At 44.7% G+C, this 21,416-nt stretch carries 21 protein-coding genes; 6 read left to right on the forward strand and 15 right to left on the reverse strand.

The annotated features are described in order from the left end of the window. Nucleotides 1–603, reverse strand: coding sequence for an ADP-ribose diphosphatase (nudF, locus tag L5M18_RS13855; RefSeq protein ID WP_028759445.1), 603 nt, complete (start codon nt 601–603; stop codon nt 1–3). A 244-nt stretch (nt 604–847) separates the two neighbouring features. Between nudF and tolC the strand changes: the two genes are divergently transcribed. Continuing rightward, nucleotides 848–2,155, forward strand: a complete 1,308-nt coding sequence (gene tolC, locus L5M18_RS13860; RefSeq protein ID WP_105251469.1) for an outer membrane channel protein TolC — start codon at nt 848–850, stop codon at nt 2,153–2,155. 76 nt (nt 2,156–2,231) lie between these two features. On the opposite strand, the gene L5M18_RS13865 is transcribed toward tolC, so the two are convergent. The 3 genes from L5M18_RS13865 to L5M18_RS13875 are packed head-to-tail and all read right to left on the reverse strand — an operon-like array spanning nt 2,232 to nt 4,434. Beyond that, nucleotides 2,232–2,969 carry a TIGR04219 family outer membrane beta-barrel protein gene (locus tag L5M18_RS13865; RefSeq protein WP_131524113.1) on the reverse strand — a complete coding sequence of 246 codons (738 nt, stop codon included), beginning with the start codon at nt 2,967–2,969 and terminating at the stop codon, nt 2,232–2,234. A gap of 2 nt (nt 2,970–2,971) precedes the next feature. After that, nucleotides 2,972–3,940, reverse strand: coding sequence for a DUF2333 family protein (locus L5M18_RS13870; protein ID WP_105251468.1), 969 nt, complete (start codon nt 3,938–3,940; stop codon nt 2,972–2,974). Nucleotides 3,941–3,951: 11 nt separating this feature from the next. After that, nucleotides 3,952–4,434: a copper chaperone PCu(A)C gene (locus tag L5M18_RS13875; RefSeq protein ID WP_113941529.1), complete on the reverse strand. Its 483-nt coding sequence runs from the start codon at nt 4,432–4,434 to the stop codon at nt 3,952–3,954. A 33-nt stretch (nt 4,435–4,467) separates the two neighbouring features. On the opposite strand from L5M18_RS13875, the gene L5M18_RS13880 reads away from it, so the two are divergent. Further along, nucleotides 4,468–5,205 (forward strand): enoyl-CoA hydratase, encoded by a 738-nt coding sequence (locus L5M18_RS13880; RefSeq protein WP_028761866.1) that lies wholly within the window; start codon nt 4,468–4,470, stop codon nt 5,203–5,205. 131 nt (nt 5,206–5,336) lie between these two features. Here the strand turns inward: L5M18_RS13880 and L5M18_RS13885 are convergent, their stop codons facing one another. From L5M18_RS13885 to dusA, 3 genes are all read right to left on the reverse strand, one after another. Beyond that, nucleotides 5,337–5,537 carry a PspC domain-containing protein gene (locus tag L5M18_RS13885; RefSeq protein WP_263197396.1) on the reverse strand — a complete coding sequence of 67 codons (201 nt, stop codon included), beginning with the start codon at nt 5,535–5,537 and terminating at the stop codon, nt 5,337–5,339. Nucleotides 5,538–5,688: 151 nt separating this feature from the next. After that, nucleotides 5,689–5,979 (reverse strand): hypothetical protein, encoded by a 291-nt coding sequence (locus L5M18_RS13890; protein WP_263185669.1) that lies wholly within the window; start codon nt 5,977–5,979, stop codon nt 5,689–5,691. A 210-nt stretch (nt 5,980–6,189) separates the two neighbouring features. Further along, nucleotides 6,190–7,209, reverse strand: a complete 1,020-nt coding sequence (dusA, locus tag L5M18_RS13895; RefSeq protein WP_263197397.1) for a tRNA dihydrouridine(20/20a) synthase DusA — start codon at nt 7,207–7,209, stop codon at nt 6,190–6,192. Between the two features lie 745 nt (nt 7,210–7,954). Between dusA and L5M18_RS13900 the strand changes: the two genes are divergently transcribed. After that, the gene (locus tag L5M18_RS13900; protein WP_105251417.1) at nt 7,955–8,419 is read left to right on the forward strand and encodes a chemotaxis protein CheX; all 465 of its coding nucleotides are present in this window, start codon (nt 7,955–7,957) and stop codon (nt 8,417–8,419) included. A gap of 424 nt (nt 8,420–8,843) precedes the next feature. On the opposite strand, the gene alr is transcribed toward L5M18_RS13900, so the two are convergent. After that, complete coding sequence (alr, locus tag L5M18_RS13905) at nt 8,844–9,920, reverse strand: alanine racemase (RefSeq protein ID WP_263197399.1); 1,077 nt, start codon at nt 9,918–9,920, stop codon at nt 8,844–8,846. 103 nt (nt 9,921–10,023) lie between these two features. Beyond that, nucleotides 10,024–11,430 carry a replicative DNA helicase gene (dnaB, locus tag L5M18_RS13910; RefSeq protein WP_105251415.1) on the reverse strand — a complete coding sequence of 469 codons (1,407 nt, stop codon included), beginning with the start codon at nt 11,428–11,430 and terminating at the stop codon, nt 10,024–10,026. A gap of 125 nt (nt 11,431–11,555) precedes the next feature. On the opposite strand from dnaB, the gene L5M18_RS13915 reads away from it, so the two are divergent. Next, nucleotides 11,556–13,754, forward strand: coding sequence for a S46 family peptidase (locus L5M18_RS13915; RefSeq protein WP_263197402.1), 2,199 nt, complete (start codon nt 11,556–11,558; stop codon nt 13,752–13,754). 268 nt (nt 13,755–14,022) lie between these two features. On the opposite strand, the gene rplI is transcribed toward L5M18_RS13915, so the two are convergent. Genes rplI through rpsF form a run of 4 tightly spaced genes read right to left on the reverse strand, consistent with a single transcriptional unit; the run spans nt 14,023 to nt 15,461 of the window. After that, nucleotides 14,023–14,475, reverse strand: a complete 453-nt coding sequence (rplI, locus tag L5M18_RS13920) for a 50S ribosomal protein L9 (RefSeq protein ID WP_113939970.1) — start codon at nt 14,473–14,475, stop codon at nt 14,023–14,025. A gap of 36 nt (nt 14,476–14,511) precedes the next feature. Beyond that, the gene (gene rpsR, locus L5M18_RS13925) at nt 14,512–14,739 is read right to left on the reverse strand and encodes a 30S ribosomal protein S18 (RefSeq protein ID WP_006083042.1); all 228 of its coding nucleotides are present in this window, start codon (nt 14,737–14,739) and stop codon (nt 14,512–14,514) included. Nucleotides 14,740–14,751: 12 nt separating this feature from the next. Next, nucleotides 14,752–15,057, reverse strand: coding sequence for a primosomal replication protein N (gene priB, locus L5M18_RS13930; protein ID WP_105251411.1), 306 nt, complete (start codon nt 15,055–15,057; stop codon nt 14,752–14,754). 8 nt (nt 15,058–15,065) lie between these two features. Further along, complete coding sequence (rpsF, locus tag L5M18_RS13935; protein ID WP_105251410.1) at nt 15,066–15,461, reverse strand: 30S ribosomal protein S6; 396 nt, start codon at nt 15,459–15,461, stop codon at nt 15,066–15,068. A 213-nt stretch (nt 15,462–15,674) separates the two neighbouring features. On the opposite strand from rpsF, the gene L5M18_RS13940 reads away from it, so the two are divergent. Continuing rightward, entirely contained in the window at nt 15,675–16,418 is a 744-nt protein-coding gene (locus tag L5M18_RS13940; protein ID WP_168825486.1) for a YdiY family protein, read from the forward strand. Nucleotides 16,419–16,660: 242 nt separating this feature from the next. Next, nucleotides 16,661–18,103 carry an MFS transporter gene (locus L5M18_RS13945; RefSeq protein WP_263197404.1) on the forward strand — a complete coding sequence of 481 codons (1,443 nt, stop codon included), beginning with the start codon at nt 16,661–16,663 and terminating at the stop codon, nt 18,101–18,103. Between the two features lie 126 nt (nt 18,104–18,229). On the opposite strand, the gene rlmB is transcribed toward L5M18_RS13945, so the two are convergent. Together rlmB and rnr are read right to left on the reverse strand one after the other, a co-directional pair. After that, nucleotides 18,230–18,970, reverse strand: a complete 741-nt coding sequence (rlmB, locus tag L5M18_RS13950) for a 23S rRNA (guanosine(2251)-2'-O)-methyltransferase RlmB (RefSeq protein ID WP_263197406.1) — start codon at nt 18,968–18,970, stop codon at nt 18,230–18,232. After that, complete coding sequence (rnr, locus tag L5M18_RS13955; RefSeq protein WP_263197409.1) at nt 18,971–21,394, reverse strand: ribonuclease R; 2,424 nt, start codon at nt 21,392–21,394, stop codon at nt 18,971–18,973. Nucleotides 21,395–21,416 lie beyond the last annotated feature (22 nt).

A 21,416-nucleotide genomic window follows, 5' to 3' on the forward strand; every position in this document is an offset into this window, starting at 1 on the left:
TTAAACCAGTTGCTGATAGTTTAATTGTAACCATTGTAATCCAATAACGGTCGACGCATTATCAATCTCGCCCGCAACCACTCGCTCATAAGCTTGCTCGCGGCTCATGACATGCAATCGAATATCTTCGTGCTCTTCAGCTAATCCATGCAATCCACGGGCGTCGTTTGAATCGACATCAGCCCAATAGAAATAGAAACGTTCTGTACTACCACCTGGGCTCGCTAAATAGCTATTTACACTGTGTATTTGCTTAGCCATTAAGCCAGTTTCTTCCATTAATTCTCGGTGTGCAACATCCAGAGGCGTTTCTGCGGGCGCAATCATACCCGCGACTAACTCAAGAAGCCAAGGAGATTTAGCGGTTGCTAATGCAGGAAAGCGTACCTGTTCGATGAGTACGACTTTATCTTGCTTGGCATCATAGGGAAGGACGACCACAGCATGACCCCGTTCAAACACTTCGCGAGTGACAGGCTTACTCCAGCCACCAGCGAATAATTTATGCTTGAAAGTGTATTCGTCCATTGAGAAAAACCCTTGATAAAGGGATTTTTTTCCTAAGATCTCAATATCCGTTTGCGAAAAAACAGGGGGTTTCATACTCTATCCTTAAAAGTTAAATTTGCGCCTATAATCAAGGCAATTTGAGCACATTTTTAAAATAAAATCTGTTACACTTCGAATTTGACTTGAAAGTGTCAGAGTTCTTAGACTCTAGGTCATTAAGTTTTAGCTGTATCGGGAAGCGTCGGGAAGCGCAAACCGCCTTGGTAAAGGCATTACTTAGTCTAAACGAAGTTAAAATATTCCTCCGTGGGGGGATTTTGTCTAATAAGGACAGCAAATGAAATTTAAGATCCATAATTTATGCGCAGCATTAACACTTGCGGCTTCCGCTTCAGCGGTGCAAGCAGATGATTTGTTGCAAATTTATCAGCAAGCACTGACTAGCGACCCGCTCGTATTGCAAGCCCAAGCCCAGCGTAATGGTTTGTTTGAGAAAATCGAGCAAAACCGCGCTCCGCTGTTGCCAACCATTAGTGCAAACGTCGGTTATGACAAAGCTTGGAATGATCCGAAGGATGATGCAAGTGGTCTAGTAGGTAGCCTGAAATTAAATCAAGTCATCTATGATCACAGTGCTTGGGTTGGTTTAAGTCTTGCTGAGAAAGCCGCTTCTCAAGCTGATTCCGCTTATGCTTCCGCATTACAAAACTTGATTACTCGTATCACTAAAGCCTATTTCGATGTATTAACGGCGAAAGACAACTACGAGTTCCAAGGTGCAGAAAAACGCGCAATCGAGCGTCAACTTGAACAAACTAAACAACGTTTCGCAGTGGGTTTAACCGCGATTACCGATGTGCATGAAGCTCAAGCGCAATATGACTTAGCCTCAGCCACTGAAATTTTAGCCGAAAACACGCTCGCCAATAGTTATGAAGCCTTACGTGAAATCACCGGCATCGATCACAAGACGATTAATGTGCTAGATACCAACCGTTTCTCAGCCGTTACGCCAGCGCCAACGTCATCTAGCGAATGGTTAAAAATTGCTGAAACCAATAGTGTTGATTTAATGACTCAACGTATTGGTAAAGATATTGCCCAAGAGACTATTAAGCTTTATCAAGCAGGCCACATGCCGTCTTTAAGCTTAAATGCCGGTTACAACAAAGGTCTTGAGCAAAAAATGGGGAATCTCAACGAACCTGATTTTGATAATGTCAGCGTTGGTGTCAACTTAAGCATTCCGATTTTCGAAGGTTTTAAAGTCAGCTCACAAGTTAATGAAGCACAATTCCAGTATGTTGAAGCAAGTGAAAAGCTTGAGCAAATTTACCGTGGTGTAGTGAAAAACGTTCGTAATAACTACAACAACGTAGGTGCTTCTATCAGCTCAATCAAAGCTTATGAGCAATCTGTTATTTCATCAGAAAGTGCCCTAAAAGCCACTCAAGCGGGTTTCGAAGTGGGTACTCGTACTATCGTTGATGTTTTGAACCGTACCCGTGACTTGTACGACTCAAAACGTAAATTATCCGATGCGCGCTATAGCTACATCAACTCAGTTGTTGCACTAAAGCAAGCTGCAGGTACATTGAATGAAGATGATGTTATCGCCATCAATAATGGCTTGATTGCACAGTAACAACGCTCTCAGTCATTAAATATAAAAAACCGCCATTTGGCGGTTTTTTTATGCTTAGAAGTTAAAATCAACAAAATTAGAAGTTGATTTCAACACCCGCAAAATAACCTTTAAATTTAGTATCAGCACTCACCCCCGAGAAATTACTCACATCGAATAAAAATTCACGGTAGCCTACACGTACACGCGTATCGACGGCCAAACCATCAAATTGCCAACCTAAACCAATTGCATAGTCGTGCACGCTTGACTCATTGACGCCCTGCATCAAATCAGCAAAACCGTACAAGCCTAAGCCAGGCATACCTACATGCGTACTGGCGTAACCCATCACAATACCGCTATCGACATCTTTCTCTTCTGGATGGCCAGGATCTTGAACACGCAGTGAACCATTCATTAACTTGTATGCTGCACCGAGATCCAACGACACTATGTCGTTGTCCAATATTTCGTAGTACAGCACGAAGTCTGTGTTACTCAAATCAGTATAAGCAGTCACATTACCTTTAAAATCATGACCATTGAAGTTGAAATCAGCATCCGACATGCCGCCTTTCTGATCTAGGCTATTTTCACGGATTTTAATGTTAGGGACAAATGGCAATGGGTGCTCAACTGCAATCCAATAACTGCCTTGAGCAGATGAACTGTAATCAAATGTTTGTTGTGGTTGACCTTTATCGGCAAAAGTACCACTAGTATCGGCGCGCCAGTAGTCGCCACCAATTGTGAAACCAACCACAGTGGCCGCTTGGGCAGATGAGGCCATACAGAATCCTAATACCGCACTGGCGAGGAGAGTTTTTTTCATAATTAACCTTGAGATAGCAAGTTCGTTAAATCAATCACCGCGGCATTCGCACGGGATACATAGTTAGCCATAACCAATGAATGATTAGCGACTAAGCCAAAACCGCTGCCATTCAGCACAACAGGGCTCCAGACAGTTTGCTGAGTCGCCTCCAGCTCACGAATGATCTGTCTTAGGCTTACTTCAGCATTTTTCTTCTTCAATACGTCAGCAAAGTCAACTTCAACTGCGCGCATAAAGTTCAACAACGCCCATGAAGCACCACGGCTCTCATAGAAGACATCATCAATTTTCCACCAACTGGTTTTTACCTGATGGCTGGTCAAATTTGGGGTTGATTGACGCGCCGAATTGTCACCGGCTAGGTCTGTATTTAAGCGCTCTTGGCCAACGCTGGCAGATAAACGCTGCGACATACTGCCCAGACGTTTCTGCACTTCTTTCAACCATTCATTAAGGTTGTCAGCACGGGCATAAAACTGTGCATCTTGATTATTAGGGTCCATCATGCGGGCACGATAAAGCTTCAGCAATTTGATTGCATCGCGATATTCGCTTTCGGCACTGGGTACTAACCAGCTAGTGTGGTCAATATTGAGCTTAGATTGGGCTTCGCCTAAATCTTTGTCCGCCGCAGATTGTGACTGTGAGCGGCTAAACTCTTTACGCATAATCAAGGCTAAATCACGGGCTTGCTCCAAAGCACCATATTCAAATGCGGGCATGTTATCCATGAAGATGGAAGGTGGCATCACATCGTTTGATAACCAACCACCTTGCTTATCGAGTAAATTTTCGACAGTGAGGATTAGCGATGTAGTGGTAGCGTACCCAACAATATTTTTATTGGATGCTGTTAATTGTTGAGGGCTAATCGGATCCGGTTCGATACTCCACCATACACTCACGCCATAACCGATTAATACTAAAAATAAACCGACCCCGGTAACTTTTTTCCATGTAATTTGCATCAAGCGACTCCTTAATGATGGTGATGATGCTCTTGCTCTGCGGCGTTTTCTACTGCTTTACTAACAGGCAGGGTAATTGCCATTTTCTCGCCACCGTCAAACTCTAATTGCAGTTCAACTTGTTGCTCTAACACCAATGGCGCTTTTAAGCCAAGCAACATGACGTGATCCCCTGACGGCGTTAACGTTAATGTGCCATGGGAGGGGATGTCAAAACCTTCAACATGGCGCATCTTCACCATGCCTTGGTCTTCGATAATCGTGTGTAATTGGGCATCCTTTGCCACAGTCGTACTGACACCGATAAGACGAATCGCTTTATCTGTGTGGTTTTCAAGCGTAAAGTAAGCGGCAGTATTTGGTACTGTCTCAGGCATGGCGCGTATATGACCTTCAGTCATGACTACGTTCGCCAACGCTGAAAATGATGCACAAGATAAAACTAGACAATTAAACAGCTGTTTGAATATTGGTTTCAATGTCTTAAACTCCATGTCTACCCAATGTCGTCGTAAAGGAAACAACCCATGAGTCATATACAGGTTCAGGATGATCAGGGCGTGCGTATTATTAGCTTTAATCGCCCTGATAAACGCAATGCACTTGATCTTAATATGTATAAACAACTGACAGAATACCTGATCGAAGGTGAAGCAGACAACGACATTCGTGCCTTTATGCTCCATGGCCAAGATAATTGTTTCACCTCAGGCAATGATGTTGCTGACTTTTTGAAAAATAGTGACTTAGGGCCAAATCATCCCGCAGTACGTTTCTTATTTTGTCTGCTCGAACTCAAAAAACCTCTGGTGGCTGCCGTTTCTGGTGCCGCCGTCGGTATTGGTACAACCGTACTGCTACATTGCGATCTGGTATACGCTGACAACACGGCGAAATTTCAACTTCCCTTCGTCAACTTGGCTCTCGTGCCGGAAGCGGGGGCTAGCCTACTCTTACCAGAACTCATTGGTTATCAAAAAGCGGCTGAGTTACTGCTACTTGGTGAAAGTTTTAATGCCGAGACGGCCCATAGACTCAATATGATCAACGAAATTGTGGCCCATGAAGATTTACTCAGTTATGCATTATCTCAGGCAAAAAAATTGGCCAATCAACCGCCACAAGCACTACAAATCACACGTCAATTAATGCGTCCGCATAAAAATCGTGTACAACACCAAATGCACCAGGAACTTGAACAATTTAGCGCTAGGCTAAAAAGTGATGAAGCCAAAAGCAGATTTCAGGCTTTTTTGAAAAAGTAGTCTGCAAGGCAGTATGCATATACATTTTCGCATGAGGGTCAAAGTACCCTCTTGTTGATAGGTTTAACTGCATCATTTTAAATCAAAACAAGCCACTTATTAGCTCATCAACACCAGCCATCACTGCATGCTTAGGCTGGTTTTTTCCATTGGTCAACTAACAATGCTAAAACAAAGTAAATTAACAAACTCACACCCGGCATAAATACAACTGCACCAATCCACACCGCACGAGTCCAAAAACAAGACCAATCAAATTTCCATGCCATACCAGCGGCAACACCACACACTAATCGCTCTGGACTCTCCATACGCACTTTTAATCGTTTCATCTAAAACCTCGGCTCAGTTGATCGCGAACTTATTTATCACTAACACTATGCCACTGAAACCAGCAAATAATGCCTGAAAACAACGCAAGACTAATTACAGGTAACAGTAGCAATGTCATCAAAGGTGCTACAAACCACATAAGCAGATCCTTTACTTAGCGCTATATTCATCGGCACCTGCCGATTCACCTTTATTTTCAGCGTTTAAGCTAAGTTGACTGTTGAAGTCATACATACTTTCAGCCAGTTGTGTTTGCAATGACATCACAAATTCACGCTTTACACTGACGAACAATTCTTGTGTCTGCGCAGTTAATGTTTGCTCAATAGTTCCCACAACATCTGATATTGGTGCGGCTTCTGCGTGTGCTGCAACGCTACCGACTAACGCGCCTAATAACACACTCATTTGTACTGATTTTTTAATGGTTAACGTAAACATGATGGCATCCCTTTCGATTAATTAACTTGACGAAAGGAGTATTACAAACTGCGTGCCAACTTATAAAAGTATTTTTAAGATCATGATTTTAATCATTTTAAAAAATTTTATGTGGACAAGATGAGATATAGGGATGGATTGGAAAATAACAAGTGGTGAAAAATACTACTCAAATTAGTAAATTTCACCATCTTTTAAGTTGATTAGAAATCACTCAGCGACTTCAGCCTGAATATTCTGAAAAGCCTGTTTTACCACTTCTATCCCAGCGCCGTTTTTATGGGCATTTTCACTCAAATAACGACGCCACGCACGGGCACCTGGTAAACCTTGAAATAAACCTATCATATGACGAGTAATATGATTGAGCCGGCCACCCGACTGCAAATGCGCTTCAATATAAGGCAACATAGCCTCAATCACAGCCTCTCGGCTGATCACTGCTTTTTGACTGCCACACAATATTTGATCCACCTGCGCCAGAATATAAGGATTCTGATAAGCCTCGCGCCCCATCATTACTCCATCGAGCTGCACTAAATGAACTTGTGCTTGCTCGAGAGTTGTTACGCCGCCATTAATACCAATATTAAGTGCAGGATAATCACGCTTAAGTTGATACACACGCTCATAATCGAGCGGCGGGATCTCGCGATTCTCTTTTGGGCTTAACCCTTGAAGCCACGCCTTACGCGCATGGATAGTAAAATCCGTACACCCTTTTTCACTGACCACATCAATAAACTGGGTTAAAAACGCATAACTATCTTGTTCATCAATTCCGATACGCGTTTTCACAGTCACAGGAATATCAACGACTTGTTTCATGGCGTCAACACACTCAGCCACTAACTCAGGTTCCGCCATCAGACACGCGCCAAAGCGACCATTCTGCACTCGATCGGAAGGACAACCCACATTAAGGTTAACTTCATCGTAGCCACGATCAGCAGCGAGTTTAGCGCAACGAGCCAAATCTAAGGGATTAGAGCCACCTAACTGCAACGCCAAAGGATGTTCTTCCTGGTTATACGCCAAGTAATCACCGCGACCATGCAATATCGCTCCTGTTGTCACCATTTCCGTATACAACAAAGCATTAGCCGACATCAAACGTGCAAAATAACGATAATGACGGTCCGTCCAATCCAACATGGGCGCAATTGAAAAGGTTCTATCAATTGGAATAGTTGATATAACTGGGGTTTTACTCATTTTAGATTGAATCATTACACTCACATTTTAAGCTGTTTTTACACATTTGTGCATTTGTCTAATTGCCGGGCATCCTGTGAGGTATCCCAAATTATAAGATTGAGCGCTCAAGATGGTGTTCCCAGTAATTGACCTGAAAACACGTACTGAACAACACACTACAAATGCGTCGTTAGGGTGAAGCAAAAAGTGAGACAGTTTACAGCGAACATCGTACTTTTACAAAGTCAGCTAAGACACTCAAGGCCAAGACGCCTTTTTGATAGCACTCCACAATGCCGAAAATAGCCATATAAAATGGGATTACGTAAGACGCGATGGGATAGATAGTTGAGTAGCAACGCCTTCTCACAAGTTCAAGTGCAAATAAAAGTCGAGTTACTCCATAAAAAGGCTAAAAAACTTTGCAGCATCGGCACTCATGAGCCACTATGAATGGGGCTAATCCAGCCGATATATTGCCATTTTTTGTATGTATGAGACGTAAAACAACGCTATTTGACGATAAGCGTCTTCCAAACAAACTTATAAACCATCATACAAAGCGGTCTAAACAATAAAGGACACGGTTATATGGAGCTTTAGCTGCCTATAACTCAGATAAATGATAAGAATATCTTTAAATTAGCCTCACATTTATAGCTGTCTCATCTAAGCTGATAGAGTGTGATCAAGATTGCTGTCAATAAGCAACTTTTCTAATAGCCTTAAGCAATGCCATTACTCCATGGTTTAGGCTCAAAAGAGGACAAACTTAGGCATGAACGTTAATTTTATTAATCCTTTCCTCCAATCTTTGCTCAATGTCATATCTACGATGGCGAGTATGGATTTGACGCCGGGCAAACCCCAAATCAAAGTAGATAACTTAGCTAAGGGTGATGTATCCGGCCTAATCGGTCTTGTTGGACCCCAAACAAAAGGATCACTGTCAATTACCTTCGAACAAAAGCTTGTTTTGCAGATAATGCAGAATATGCTGGGCGAAAACCCGGGTAAAATTAACGAGGAAGTGACTGACTTAGTAGGCGAAATTACGAATATGGTGACTGGTGGCGCAAAAAATCTTTTGGGGCAAAAAGGCTATGAATTTGAAATGGCCACTCCTATGGTCGTATCAGGAAAAGGCCATACTATTTCCCATAAAGCTAATGGCACTAAGATTATCATGCCATTTACAAGCCCGCATGGTACTGCTTATATTGAAATATGTTTTGAAAACTAATAGCTTAAATGCATCAAGCCAGTCAGCTCAAAATACATTAACTATCCTGTCGCTCTGGATCTTATGTTTCATTCGCTTATTTAAAGCCAGATAACAAAGATCAGAACGGCTGGTTTACCGTAACCTGAATTGAGGTATTTTTATCGTCTATTTTGCCGCCTAACACCAGTTCAGCACAGCTTCATCCTCAGGTCCAAAACATATTGCGTCTCCAACTGTGAACTGCAAACCACTATTTTGCTTATCTCAGCCCTACAGGTTCGACACTTCTCCCGCTAACAAATAACTATAATTCATAGTGTTATTTGCAGTAACCATTCGTGTAGTGGCAATTATTCATCCTGACACTTTACATAAAAGAAAAAGGTGTTTAATCACCGTTTTCTTGCTAAAAAGTGTCCCAGAATAATTCTATCTGTCAGGGTTAAGCTAAGCAAACAGCAACCCTTGGCGTAAGCTTAGTGACTAATTCGTAAGCGATAGTGCCGATATGTTCAGCGACTTCCTCCACGGGTAATGCCTTACCCCACAGCAATGCACTATCCCCAACTTTATCTTGCGCCCCTTGGCCTAAGTCAACAGTCAACATGTCCATAGAAACACGGCCGACTATGGGTACGCGGCGACCATTGACCCACACGGGTGTGCCTTCCGGTGCATTGCGAGGATAACCATCACCATAACCAATCGCCACTACGCCTAAACGAGTATCTTGCTTCGCGGTCCAGAAACAACCATAGCCCACTGGCTGATTGGCTTTATGATCCCGTACCGCAATCAACTGTGATACTAATTCCATCGCAGGAACTAGCCCGTGATTCGCACCGCAATCACCAGTAACAGGAGATACACCATAGAGTGCGATACCAGGACGGATCCAATCGCCTTGGCTCTGAGGCCAATACAAGGCACCAGCAGAGTTTGCTAAGGTTCTAAATCCGGGCAAGCCTGCCGTTAACGTATTAAAAGCCGCCATCTGTACTGAGGTATAGGTGTTTTCAGGCTCGTCCGCACAGGCAAAATGTGTCATCAAATGGATCGGTTTTGCCACATTTGGACAGGCCATTAACCTTGCGTAAACCGTTGAAAATTGTTCGGACGTAAAACCTAAACGATGCATGCCTGAATCCACTTTAAGCCAGACAGTGACAGGTTTTGACAACACAGTTTGCTCTAATATTTCAAGCTGAGAGCTGTGGTGCACTACAGTGTCAATATCATGCCCGACGAGTAACGGAAGATCGGTGGCACGGAAAAAACCTTCTAGTAATAATAAACGCGCTGTCACGCCGCCCGCTCGTAATTCTAAGGCCTCATCCAATCGTGCTAGGCCAAAGCCATCGGCACTGACTAAACAATTAGCGACATTCAATAATCCATGACCATAACCGTTCGCTTTAACGACGGCCATCACACGACTCGCTGGTGCCTGCTGACGCAACGCAGCGAGATTGGTTTGCAGTGCACTACTGCTAATTTCTGCACGGGGAAAAGGGTTCAAAATTTACCTTGTTTACTCAGGAAATAAAAAGTCACGGATATAAAAAAATACATCAATACAGCTCATCTTCTGCAAACGCAAACTGACTGTTTTTAAACGTCAATTAATCTTCTTCAAACTGCGGCCCAGCATAATTATCGAAACGCGAAAATTGCCCTTGGAAAGTGAGCCGCACCCGACCAATGGGGCCGTTACGTTGCTTACCAATGATGATTTCTGCCGTGCCTTTATCTTGAGAATCGTTGTTATACACTTCATCGCGATAAATAAACATGATGAGATCCGCATCTTGCTCGATAGCGCCTGATTCACGTAAATCCGAGTTAACAGGACGTTTATCGGCCCTTTGTTCGAGCGAGCGGTTAAGCTGCGACAGGGCAATAATCGGGATTTCCAACTCTTTGGCTAATGCTTTCAGCGAGCGTGAAATTTCAGAAATTTCTAAGGTACGGTTATCTTTTAAGGCGGGCACCTGCATTAACTGCAGGTAATCTATCATGATCATAGATAAACCACCGTACTCACGGGCGATACGACGCGCGCGGCTACGGACTTCGGTCGGGGTTAATCCCGAACCATCATCAATATACATTTTACCTTGCTCGAGCATGATACCCATGGTCGATGAAACCCGCGCCCAATCTTCGTCATCGAGTTGACCAGTACGGATCTTAGTTTGATCGACGCGGCCTAAGGAGGCCAACATACGCATCATAATCTGTTCTGACGGCATCTCGAGACTGAAAATAAGTACGGGTTTATCTTCATTCATTGCGGCCTGTTCGCACAAGTTCATCGCAAAGGTGGTTTTACCCATAGAAGGACGCGCCGCAACGATAATCAAGTCGCCAGACTGGAAACCAGCGGTCATCTTATCCAAATCGTTAAAACCGCTCGATACTCCAGTCACACCGTTATGGGGGTTATTGTAAAGCTGCTCAATCTTATCAACGGTTTTTTCCAGAATAGTTTTAATGCCTTCGGGACCTTCATTAGCATTAGTTCGCATCTCTGCGATCTTAAATACTTTACTCTCAGCCAGGTCGAGTAATTCACCCGAGTCCCGACCTTCTGGGTTATAGCCTGCATCTGCAATCTCATGTGCGACGCGGATCATGTCACGAACGACAGCACGTTCACGGACGATTTCAGCGTAAGATAAAATATTACCCGCACTTGGGGTATTTTTCGCAATCTCACCTAAATAGGCAAAACCACCGGCATCTTCTAATTGGTTCTCAACTTCTAACTGTTCAGAAACAGTGATCAAATCGATCGGTTGCCCTAAATCGACCAATCTGTGCATGGCAGAAAAGATCATCTTATGTGAGCGAGAGTAAAAATCCTCTTTTACGACAGCCTCTGCGACCCTGTCCCACGCTTCGGCATCTAACATCAAGCCGCCTAATACCGATTGTTCAGCCTCAATTGAATGCGGTGGCAGCTTGAGTCCATCAAGCTGCAAATCTCTTGGCTTACTTTTAGGCTTAAAAGCACCTTGTTGTGACATTAACGCTCCCGATTTCCAACAACTTAACAAAATATGATATAAAACCCGCGTCAAGCAAACAGGATGTTTACACTCGCCTGTTATTTCATTCCAACGGACACTTTAACAATCAATAAGGAAAGAACATGCGTATTGCATTGGTTGCGGCCTTAGTACTGACATCCGGCATAGCAACTGCCGACGAAGGACAATGGCAACCTTATCAAATGCCTTCAATTGCAGACAAACTCAGTGAACGCGGAATCGATATTCCGGCAGAAAAACTGGCCGATCTGACAAGTTATCCAATGAACGCTGTGGTTGGGCTAGGCTATTGTACCGCCAGTTTTGTCTCCCCCCAAGGGCTAGTTGTGACAAACCACCATTGTGCATACAAGGCGATACAATATAACACTAAGCAAGAGCATAACTACCTAGAACAAGGCTTTTTAGCAACATCGATGGACAAGGAACCCTCTGCCGGTCCTAACGAACGTTTATACATCACAGAAGCAGTGACCAATGTTACCGCGCAAATCAATAAAGACCTCAGCCAAGACCCGCTAAGTCGTTACGAAGACATTCAAAATCACAGTAAAGCGCTCATCAAAAGCTGTGAAGCCGATGCTAACTATCGTTGTAATGTGCGCAGTTTCCATAACGGCTTAGAATACTACTTAATCAAGCAATTGATGATCCGCGATGTGCGCTTAGTCTACGCACCACCTGAAAGTGTAGGGGGCTATGGTGGCGATATTGATAACTATGAATATCCACGCCATTCGGGTGATTTTGCCTTCCTACGGGCTTATGTGGGTAAAGATGGCAAACCTGCCGCTTATAGCGACGATAATATTCCTTACCAGCCAAAGAGCTACCTTAAGGTCAATGCCGATGGCGTAAAAGCCGGTGACGGCGTGTTTGTGGCGGGTTACCCTGGCACGACTAGCCGTTACAACCTGACCAGTGAACTTAAATTTGCCAGTGATTGGTTGTACCCAACCCAAGCTAAGCGCTATCAATTACAGATTGATACTATCGAGGCTATGGGACAAAAAGATGCCGATATCGCCATTAAGTACGCAGGTAATATGGCCTCAATGGCCAACCGGATGAAGAAACTCAACGGCCTATTAGCGGGTTTTAAAGCAACGGATATCATTGGCATTAAGCAAAGCCGTGAAGATAATTTTTTAGCTTGGCTTAAACAAAACCCTAAGCTAAATCAAAATCTCATTGCTGAGTTAGAAGTGTTACTCGCCGAGCAACAACAAGCATTCCAAAGTAATTACTACTTTACCAATGCCCAATCTAGCACATTGTTAACCGCAGCAAACAGCCTCTACCGTCTTGCTAAAGAAAAACAAAAGCCCGATGCCGAGCGTGAGCAAGGCTACCAAGAACGTGATATTGCTATGCTAAGCTCACGTCTTAAACGTATCGATTCAAGTTTTGATGTCACTGTTGATAAGACTTTGTGGCTACAGGATTTAAATGCTTACCTTAGCCAATCAAATCGCGTAGCTGCACTCGATGAAATGCTAAGTGCGAACACTAAAGATGCCGATCTCGCAGCTAAACTCGATGGTTTGTACTCACTCACTACGCTCACAGACCAAGCTAAGCGCCTCGCGTGGATGAATGCCGATGCTAGCGCTTTCGAAACCAGTGCCGATCCCTTTATTCGTTTAGCCGTAGCACTTTATGACACGAATATGGCACAGGAAAAGTCAGAAAAAATCTTAGACGGCAAGCTGTCTAGTGCTCGCCCTGATTATATGGCGGCCGTGATCGAATACTACAAAGCAAACAACTGGCCAGTCTACCCTGACGCCAACGGTACGCTACGGATCAGCTATGGCATGGTTGATGGTTATCAATCACGTGATGCGCTCTATAAACAGCCGTTTACTCGTCTTGATGGCATAGTCGCAAAACACACAGGCGTTGAGCCCTATAATGCGCCGAAAAAGCTCCTCGATGCGATTAGCGAACAACGTTTTGGCAATCATTTAGTGAAGTCGGTTTATCAAGATCCTCGCGGCTGGATTTGCAGACTCTTCTCTTGCTTAGACAAACCCGAAGAATTTAACTCTGTACCGGTTAACTTCTTATCGAGCGTGGACACCACAGGCGGCAACTCCGGCTCACCCGTCTTCAACGGTAAAGGAGAACTCGTTGGCCTTAACTTCGACTCTACCTATGAAGCAATTACCAAGGATTGGTTCTTCAACCCAACCATCACCCGTGCCGTGCACGTGGATATCCGCTATATCCTGTGGATGATGGACGAAGTCGACCATGCCGATAATCTGATTAAAGAACTGGATTTAGTAAGAAATTAACACCCAGAGCTGAATCAGTTGATCTAAACAAAAAGCCGCTCACTGTTTTGCAGTAAGCGGCTTTTATTTGGGCTCGTATTTTAGCAGCGAATGCACTTTGAGATGATGAGATTGAATGAGTAGGCGTATATCACCTAGCAATTATACTAATCGCATTAAATCCATCGCAGAGTCGATATCCAAACCTAAATACACTCAAATCCTAAATTTCAGCCATAAAAAAACACCGCCGAAGCGGTGTTTCTCTTAAGATTAAAGCAAGGAGTAATTAAGCTTCTGCAACGATAGAAACTTTAACAACAGCTTTAACTTCAGTGTGTAACTGAACTTCAACTTCGAAGTCGCCAGTAGTACGCAGAGCGCCTAATGGTAAACGAACTTCTGATTTAGCCAGCTCAACACCAGCAGCAGTCACTGCATCAGCGATGTCACGGTTGCCAACTGAACCAAACAGTTTGCCTTCATCACCCGCTTTAGAAGCAATAACAACAGCTTCCAGTGCAGTGATTTTCTCAGCACGTAGGTTAGCAGCAGCTAATTCAGCAGCTAATTTAGCTTCTAATTCAGCACGACGAGCTTCAAATACTTTAACGTTGCTTTCGTTAGCAACAACAGCTTTACCTTGTGGCAAAAGGTAGTTACGAGCGTAACCAGCTTTAACAGTAACTTGGTCACCCAAGTTGCCTAGGTTAGCGATTTTATCAAGCAGAATAACGTTCATTATCAAATCCTCTATATTCGATTAGGAATACTGCAATTACTGATGTAAATCAGTGTATGGCAGTAGAGAAAGATAACGAGCACGCTTGATAGCGCGAGCTAGTTGGCGCTGATATTTAGCACTAGTACCAGTGATACGGCTAGGAACAATCTTGCCGCTTTCAGTGATGTAGTTCTTTAAAGTAACGATATCTTTGTAATCAATTTCTGCAACACCTTCAGCGGTGAAACGGCAGAACTTGCGACGACGGAAATAACGTGCCATGTTGACAGTCTCCTAAGTTTTCAATTCGACATTTTCGGCATGGATGACTAAGCGGTTCTGACCATTACGCCCCTGTTGAAGCGTCATAAAGCCTTGCACTTGTACTTCCACACCTGCTTTCAGATCTTCTGCGACGCTTTCAAAGCGTGGGCCACTCAATATCACTTGAATTTGTACGTAGACGTTGCGGAGCATTTCGGCTTCATAACGCTGCGATTTGTGTTCCAACATAATTACACTGTGTGCAATACCTGCTGGGCTTTTAAAGCGTCTTGAACGAGTTATCGTTCCTGACAACACCAAGTTATTGGTGGTCACAGATTACCTTACTCAGCGATTTCTTCAGCGTGAGCTTCATCATATGAGCGTTCGCCAGCTGGGCCACGACGTGAATCGCGCTCATCTCTAGCTCTAGCCATTGGAGATGCTTCAGTAACGGCAACTTTAGTACGCATTACCATGTTACGCAGAACTGCGTCGTTGAAACGGAAAGCTGTTTCTAGCTCTTCGATCGTCTCTGCTTTAGCTTCAACGTTCATCAGAACGTAGTGAGCTTTATGCAGGTCAAGGATTGGATAAGCCAGTTGACGACGGCCCCAATCTTCTAAACGGTGGATTGTGCCGTTAGCTTCGGTGATAACACCTGTGTAACGCTCAATCATACCTGGTACTTGTTCACTTTGATCTGGGTGAACCATAAATACGATTTCGTAATGACGCATTTATTGCTCCTTACGGTTATGTAGCCTCGGTATTGGCTCAGTCAAACCAAATGGAGGCAAGGAACGAAAAATAGTGACTGATTTGAGCGCGAGATAGTACAGAAAGCAAGCCAGAAACTCAAGCAATAACTTTGCCTCGCCAATCAATACAGGTATGATGGCGGTTCGCCTACATTCGGACGTCTGAAATCAGCTAACCAAGAATAAAACATAATGCTAAAAGTTATTGCGCCAATCAGTTTGTTTTTCCTTTCATTTCCAGCGCTTGCGCTTGTTCCACCTGATTATCAGGAACCGCCCAGCGATTTTACCGCGGAAATCGAAGCCGGCTTGCAACTGAACACAGGCAATACCGAATCCAGCAGTTTTAATGGTCGAACCCAACTGATTTACGATACAAAGCAAACCAAGCAAGAAGCCACACTAAAAGCCTATTTTGCCTCAGAAAAAAGTCAAACAACCTCCGAAAAATATGAGCTACAGTTACAATCGAACTATAAACTGACTAAGGGTTATGTCTTCGGACGTGGTGATTTTACTTGGGATCAATTCGGTAGTTACACGCAAATATCGACTCTTTCGAGTGGTTACGGTTTCAATGCTATCAGTAGTTATAAAACAAAACTCAGTCTCGAGTTCGGCCCAGGTTATCGATATAACTTACCTGCAGAATCGGTAACCATCCCCAGCCCTGATGCCGAAAAAGATGTCATTCTTCGTACCGCTGCCAAATTCTCTCAAAAACTACAGGAATACAGCAGTCTCAATGCCGATCTCACCGCGGAAGTAGGCGAGAACAACAACACCCTCACCTTAGATATGAACTATAAAAATCTGGTGTTCCAAGATTGGGCATTTAAGATCGGTATGAACATCAAATACACTGAAGTGGTACCAGAAGGAAGCCAACCCATGGATACCATCACCACCTTCAACTTGCTTTACACTTTTAGATAACTCCTTTTAAAAAATACGACGAAATACATAGACTAACATGACGCTAATAGCCTACTCGGCTGGCGTCTATGTGAATGCTTCACAAGCATCCCCTTGAGTTGTTCCGACATAATTCAGTGATTTTTTGAGCAGAAATGCGCAATTAATCAAGATTTACCAACAATTTGCAACACAACATAAACACTAACCCCTGATATACTCACTCCTCATTATCAATCTAGTTTGTGTTTTCGGAGTTGTATATGACTAATCCGCTGCGCACTTTCGCCTCTTTATATAGCACCACGTTATTAATGGTATTAGCCGGCGGCTTGCTTACCACCTATCTTGGGCTCAGGCTCTCAGTGATGAATGTGCCACAAATATGGATTGGCGGCATGATGTCGGCCTACTATGTTGGCCTAGTGGCAGGCTCTAAGATTGGTCATCGACTTATCGCTCAAGTGGGCCATATCCGCGCCTTTGTCGCCAGTGCAGGCATAGTCGCGGCATCGGCATTAGGCCATGCTCTCGTGGATGAGCTAGCGGTTTGGCTGCTCCTCAGACTCGTGGTCGGCATGGGGATGATGTGCCAATACATGGTGTTAGAAAGTTGGCTTAACGAACAAGCTGAAAGTAATCAAAGGGGCACAGTGTTTGCGAGTTATATGATCGTATCTTACTTCGGCTTAATCTTGGGCCAAGGTGCAATCAGTATTTTCCCCGAATTAGGACTAGAACCACTGCTACTTATCGCGATTTGTTTTTCACTCTGTATTGTACCGATTTCACTCACGCGTCGTCTTCACCCTGCGCCCTTAGTCCCTGCCCCACTCAAAATTGCCTATTACTGGAAAAAAGCGCCACAAGCACTCACGACAATCGCGATTGGTAGCATGATAGTGGGTTCGTTTTATGGTCTCGCTCCCGCCTACGCCAGTAACTTAGGTTTACCACCTGAAAAAGTCGCCACGTATATGACGGCAACGATTTTAGCGGGATTACTGGCACAATGGCCAATGGGAAAATTGTCCGACATTATGTCCCGCAGTCGCCTTATCCGTATCAACTGTATATTGCTCGGTATCTTAGCCTTAGCTATCGCCTTAACCCCCTATCATCCGGTGATTTCACTGGTGATGACTTTCCTATTTGGTATTTTAGGTTTCACTTTTTATCCGCTTGCCACAGCGCTTGCCAACTCTCGAGTAGAGCAAAATGAGCGAGTCGGCTTATCAGCAACAATATTATTAACCTTCGGCTTAGGCGCCAGTATAGGTCCGCTTATCGCATCGACATTAATGCAATGGTTTGGCAATAACATGTTATATGGCTTTATGTCAGCCTGTACCTTAATACTCTTTGTGCGTTTACGTTATGTACATTCACAGCAAAAAGTCGAAACCAATGTCACCCAAGACTACATAATGGCGACAGGCGACTTAGTCTCGTCACCACTGGCGGCAGCGTTGGACCCACGGGTTGATGTTGAATCAATTCAAGAGCATATGACGCCAAGCGCTAACTTAGATGAATCGGAGCATGATTTAGGGGCCGATGGCGTCGATGACGATATTATCGATGATAATGACAGTGATGAGGAACAACTCGCCTTTAGTTTCGATATTGAGCAAGCAGAGCCTGAAGCCGCTCAAATAGATGAAACTGATAGCAATCAGGTTAGCCTAGACAAAGCGATGACGTAAAAAGGCCAATAAAAAACGGATTAACTTTATATCGTTAATCCGCCTTTTTATTACGACCAGTTGTTACTGCAAGTTGTTACTTCAAGCCTGATACTGCATATGTGAGATCAGGCAAACGTGAGCATATTAGCTACGACGCTGACGCACTGCTTCAAATAAGCAAATACCCGTTGCAACCGATACGTTCAAGCTAGACACACTACCGGCCATAGGGATAGAGATCAGTGAATCACAAGACTCACGGCTTAAACGGCGTAAACCTTTATCTTCCGCGCCCATGGCAATCGCTAATGATCCCTTGAGATCGGCTTGATAAAGCTCGCAATCTGCCTCGCCCGCAGTGCCCACAATCCACACACCTTTATCCTGCAGGTGACGCATAGTGCGCGCAAGATTAGTCACTTGGAATAAAGGCACTGTTTCCGCAGCGCCACATGCCACTTTACTCACAGTCGCAGTTAAGCCAACTGAATTGTCTTTAGGCACGATAATACCTTGTACGCCAGCCGCATCGGCATTACGTAGGCAAGCGCCTAAGTTATGGGGATCCGTCACACCATCCAAGATCAACAGGAATGCTTGCTTAGTGTTAGCAAGCAACACATCTAAATCTTGCTCATTCAATACTTTCGCCGCTTTAACGCGCGCGACTATGCCTTGATGTTGGCTGCTTTCCGCTTTGTCATCTAAGGCTTTACGAGAAGCGACTTGAATCGTCGTGCCAAAGGCTTTGGCCTGTTCGGCCAGCACAGTTAAGCGCTCATCGTCACGACCTTGTAACAGCCACAACTCAATAATGCGCTCAGGGCTGTGTTTTAACAGGGCTTCAACTGCGTGGATCCCAAAAATAATATCTTGTTTTTTCATTTATTTCTTTCTCGTGCTCCGCTTAGCGGCTTTTGGCTTTTTAGCCGGATCTTTTACTGCTGCTTTTTTAGCTTTAGTGCCAGCTTTGGCCTTAGGTTTGGTTTTGCCTGTTTCAGCCTTGGCGCTAGATGCCGCGGTTTTGCCTGCTTTACCTTGCTTAGCGCCTTCACGATTAACGCGCTCACGGGCTGTCATCGGCTTATCACGGCTGGCAGATACTTTACGCTTACCACCTTTGCCGTCATCCCCCAGCATAACCAAATCAATCTGTCTGTCATCTAAGTTGACTGCAGCAACCTTAACCGTCACAGGATCGCCGACTTGATAAACTTGACCTGTGTGCTCACCGATAAGACGTTGACGCATAGGGTCGAATTGGTAGTAATCGCTACCTAGGCTTGAGATATGCACTAAGCCATCGATAAACAGCTCATTTAAGCGCACGAACAAACCAAAGCTCGTCACTGAGGCAATCACAGCTTCAAAGGTATCGCCGACGTGATCTTGCATAAACTCGCACTTGAGCCAATCGCTAACATCGCGAGTCGCTTCATCGGCACGCCGTTCTGTAGTCGAACACTCTTCGCCCAATTGGTCGAGTTCATCGAGTTGATAGTGGTAGCCACCATCCTGCGTCCACTTTTCTGTGGCTTCGCCTCTTTCTTTCGCCAGTAAATAACGGATCACACGATGTAAGACTAAATCCGGATAACGGCGAATGGGCGAGGTAAAATGCGCATATTCTTCTAAGGCTAGACCGAAGTGACCTTCATTATCTGGGGTGTAAATTGCCTGACGCATAGAACGCAGTAACATCACTTGGATAAGTTCAGCATCGGGACGGTCGGCAATTTGCAGCATCACGTTCTGGTAATCTGACGGCGTTGGCTCAAGTCCGCCAGGCATAGTCAAACCACGCTCAGCAAGGAACTCTTTAAAGTTCGCCAACTTTTGCTCAGATGGTGCTTCATGCACTCGGTACAGCACGTCGCCTTTGTGTTTTTTCACAAATTTAGCCGCAGAAACGTTGGCTAAAATCATGCATTCTTCAATGATTTTATGGGCTTGATTACGGCCACGCGGCACGATTTTATCAATCTTGCGCTGCTCATTGAAAATGAACTGCGTTTCCATGGTTTCAAACGCAATCGCACCACGCTCGGCTCTTTGCTCATCTAGCGCTAAATACAATGACTGTAAACACTGCAGATGCGGGAACAAGGCTTCATGCTCAGGCGCAATCGGCCCGCCTTCTAACATTGCTGCCACTTGGGTATAAGTGAAACGGGCATGGGAATACATCACAGCCGGATAAAACTTATAACCTGATAACTTACCTTTAGCAGATACGGTCATCTCGGCGACCATACATAAACGGTCGACGTGGGGATTAAGCGAACACAGGCCGTTGGAGATTTTTTCCGGCAGCATAGGGATCACTTGTGATGGAAAATACACAGAGTTACCACGGGCACGCGCTTCGGTATCTAAGGCAGAATCGGTACGCACATAATAACTGACGTCCGCAATCGCAACCCATAAACGCCAGCCGCCACCGGCTTTTTTCTCCGCGTACACGGCATCGTCAAAATCGCGGGCGTCTTCACCGTCGATAGTCACTAATGGCAGATGACGTAAATCCACACGACCGACTTTATCGGCGTCGGTTACTTCATCGGGAATACGGCGCAGTTTCTTCTCAATCACAGGTGACCAAGTATGGGGTAAATCATAATTACGCAGGGCTATTTCGATTTCCATCCCCGGCGCCATTTGCTTACCAAGCACTTCAGTCACTTTACCCGCAGCCTTAACAAAACGACCTGGGCGACGCGTTAATTCAACCACAACCACATCGCCTTGACGGGCGCCGTTGCGATCTTCATTCGCGACTAAAATTTCTTGGGTAATACGCTTATCATCGGCAATGACAAATGCCATACCGCTATCGATATGATAACGGCCAACAATCGCGGCACTTCGCGGCTGGATCAGACGAACCAAACGCGCTTCGCGACGGCCACGACGATCTGTGCCCGCTTTTTGCGCCAGCACTTTATCACCGTGGAAATACATCAGCATGTCGCGGTTCGAAATAAATAAGTCATCACCGCCTTCATCGGGTTTGAAAAAGCCGAAGCCTTCTCTGTGTCCGAGCACAGTGCCGGGGATCAGATCCATTTTCTCGGGTAAGCCATAGCTTTGCCCACGAGTGAACACCAGTTCGCCATCGCGTTCCATCGCACGTAGGCGACGGCGCAAGGCCTCAAGTTGTTCTTCCTCTTGGATGTTTAACGCCGCGGCAATGCTGTCACGGGTGATAGGTGATTTTTGAGAACGTAAGTAATCGAGAATATACTCACGGCTTGGGATAGGGTTTTCGTACTTATCCTGTTCACGCTCAAAATGAGGGTCTTTGATCATTCAATATCCAAATAATGTGTCT

This window comes from Shewanella sp. SM20 (assembly GCF_025654545.1).
In the GTDB taxonomy this organism is placed as follows: Bacteria; Pseudomonadota; Gammaproteobacteria; order Enterobacterales; family Shewanellaceae; genus Shewanella; species Shewanella oncorhynchi.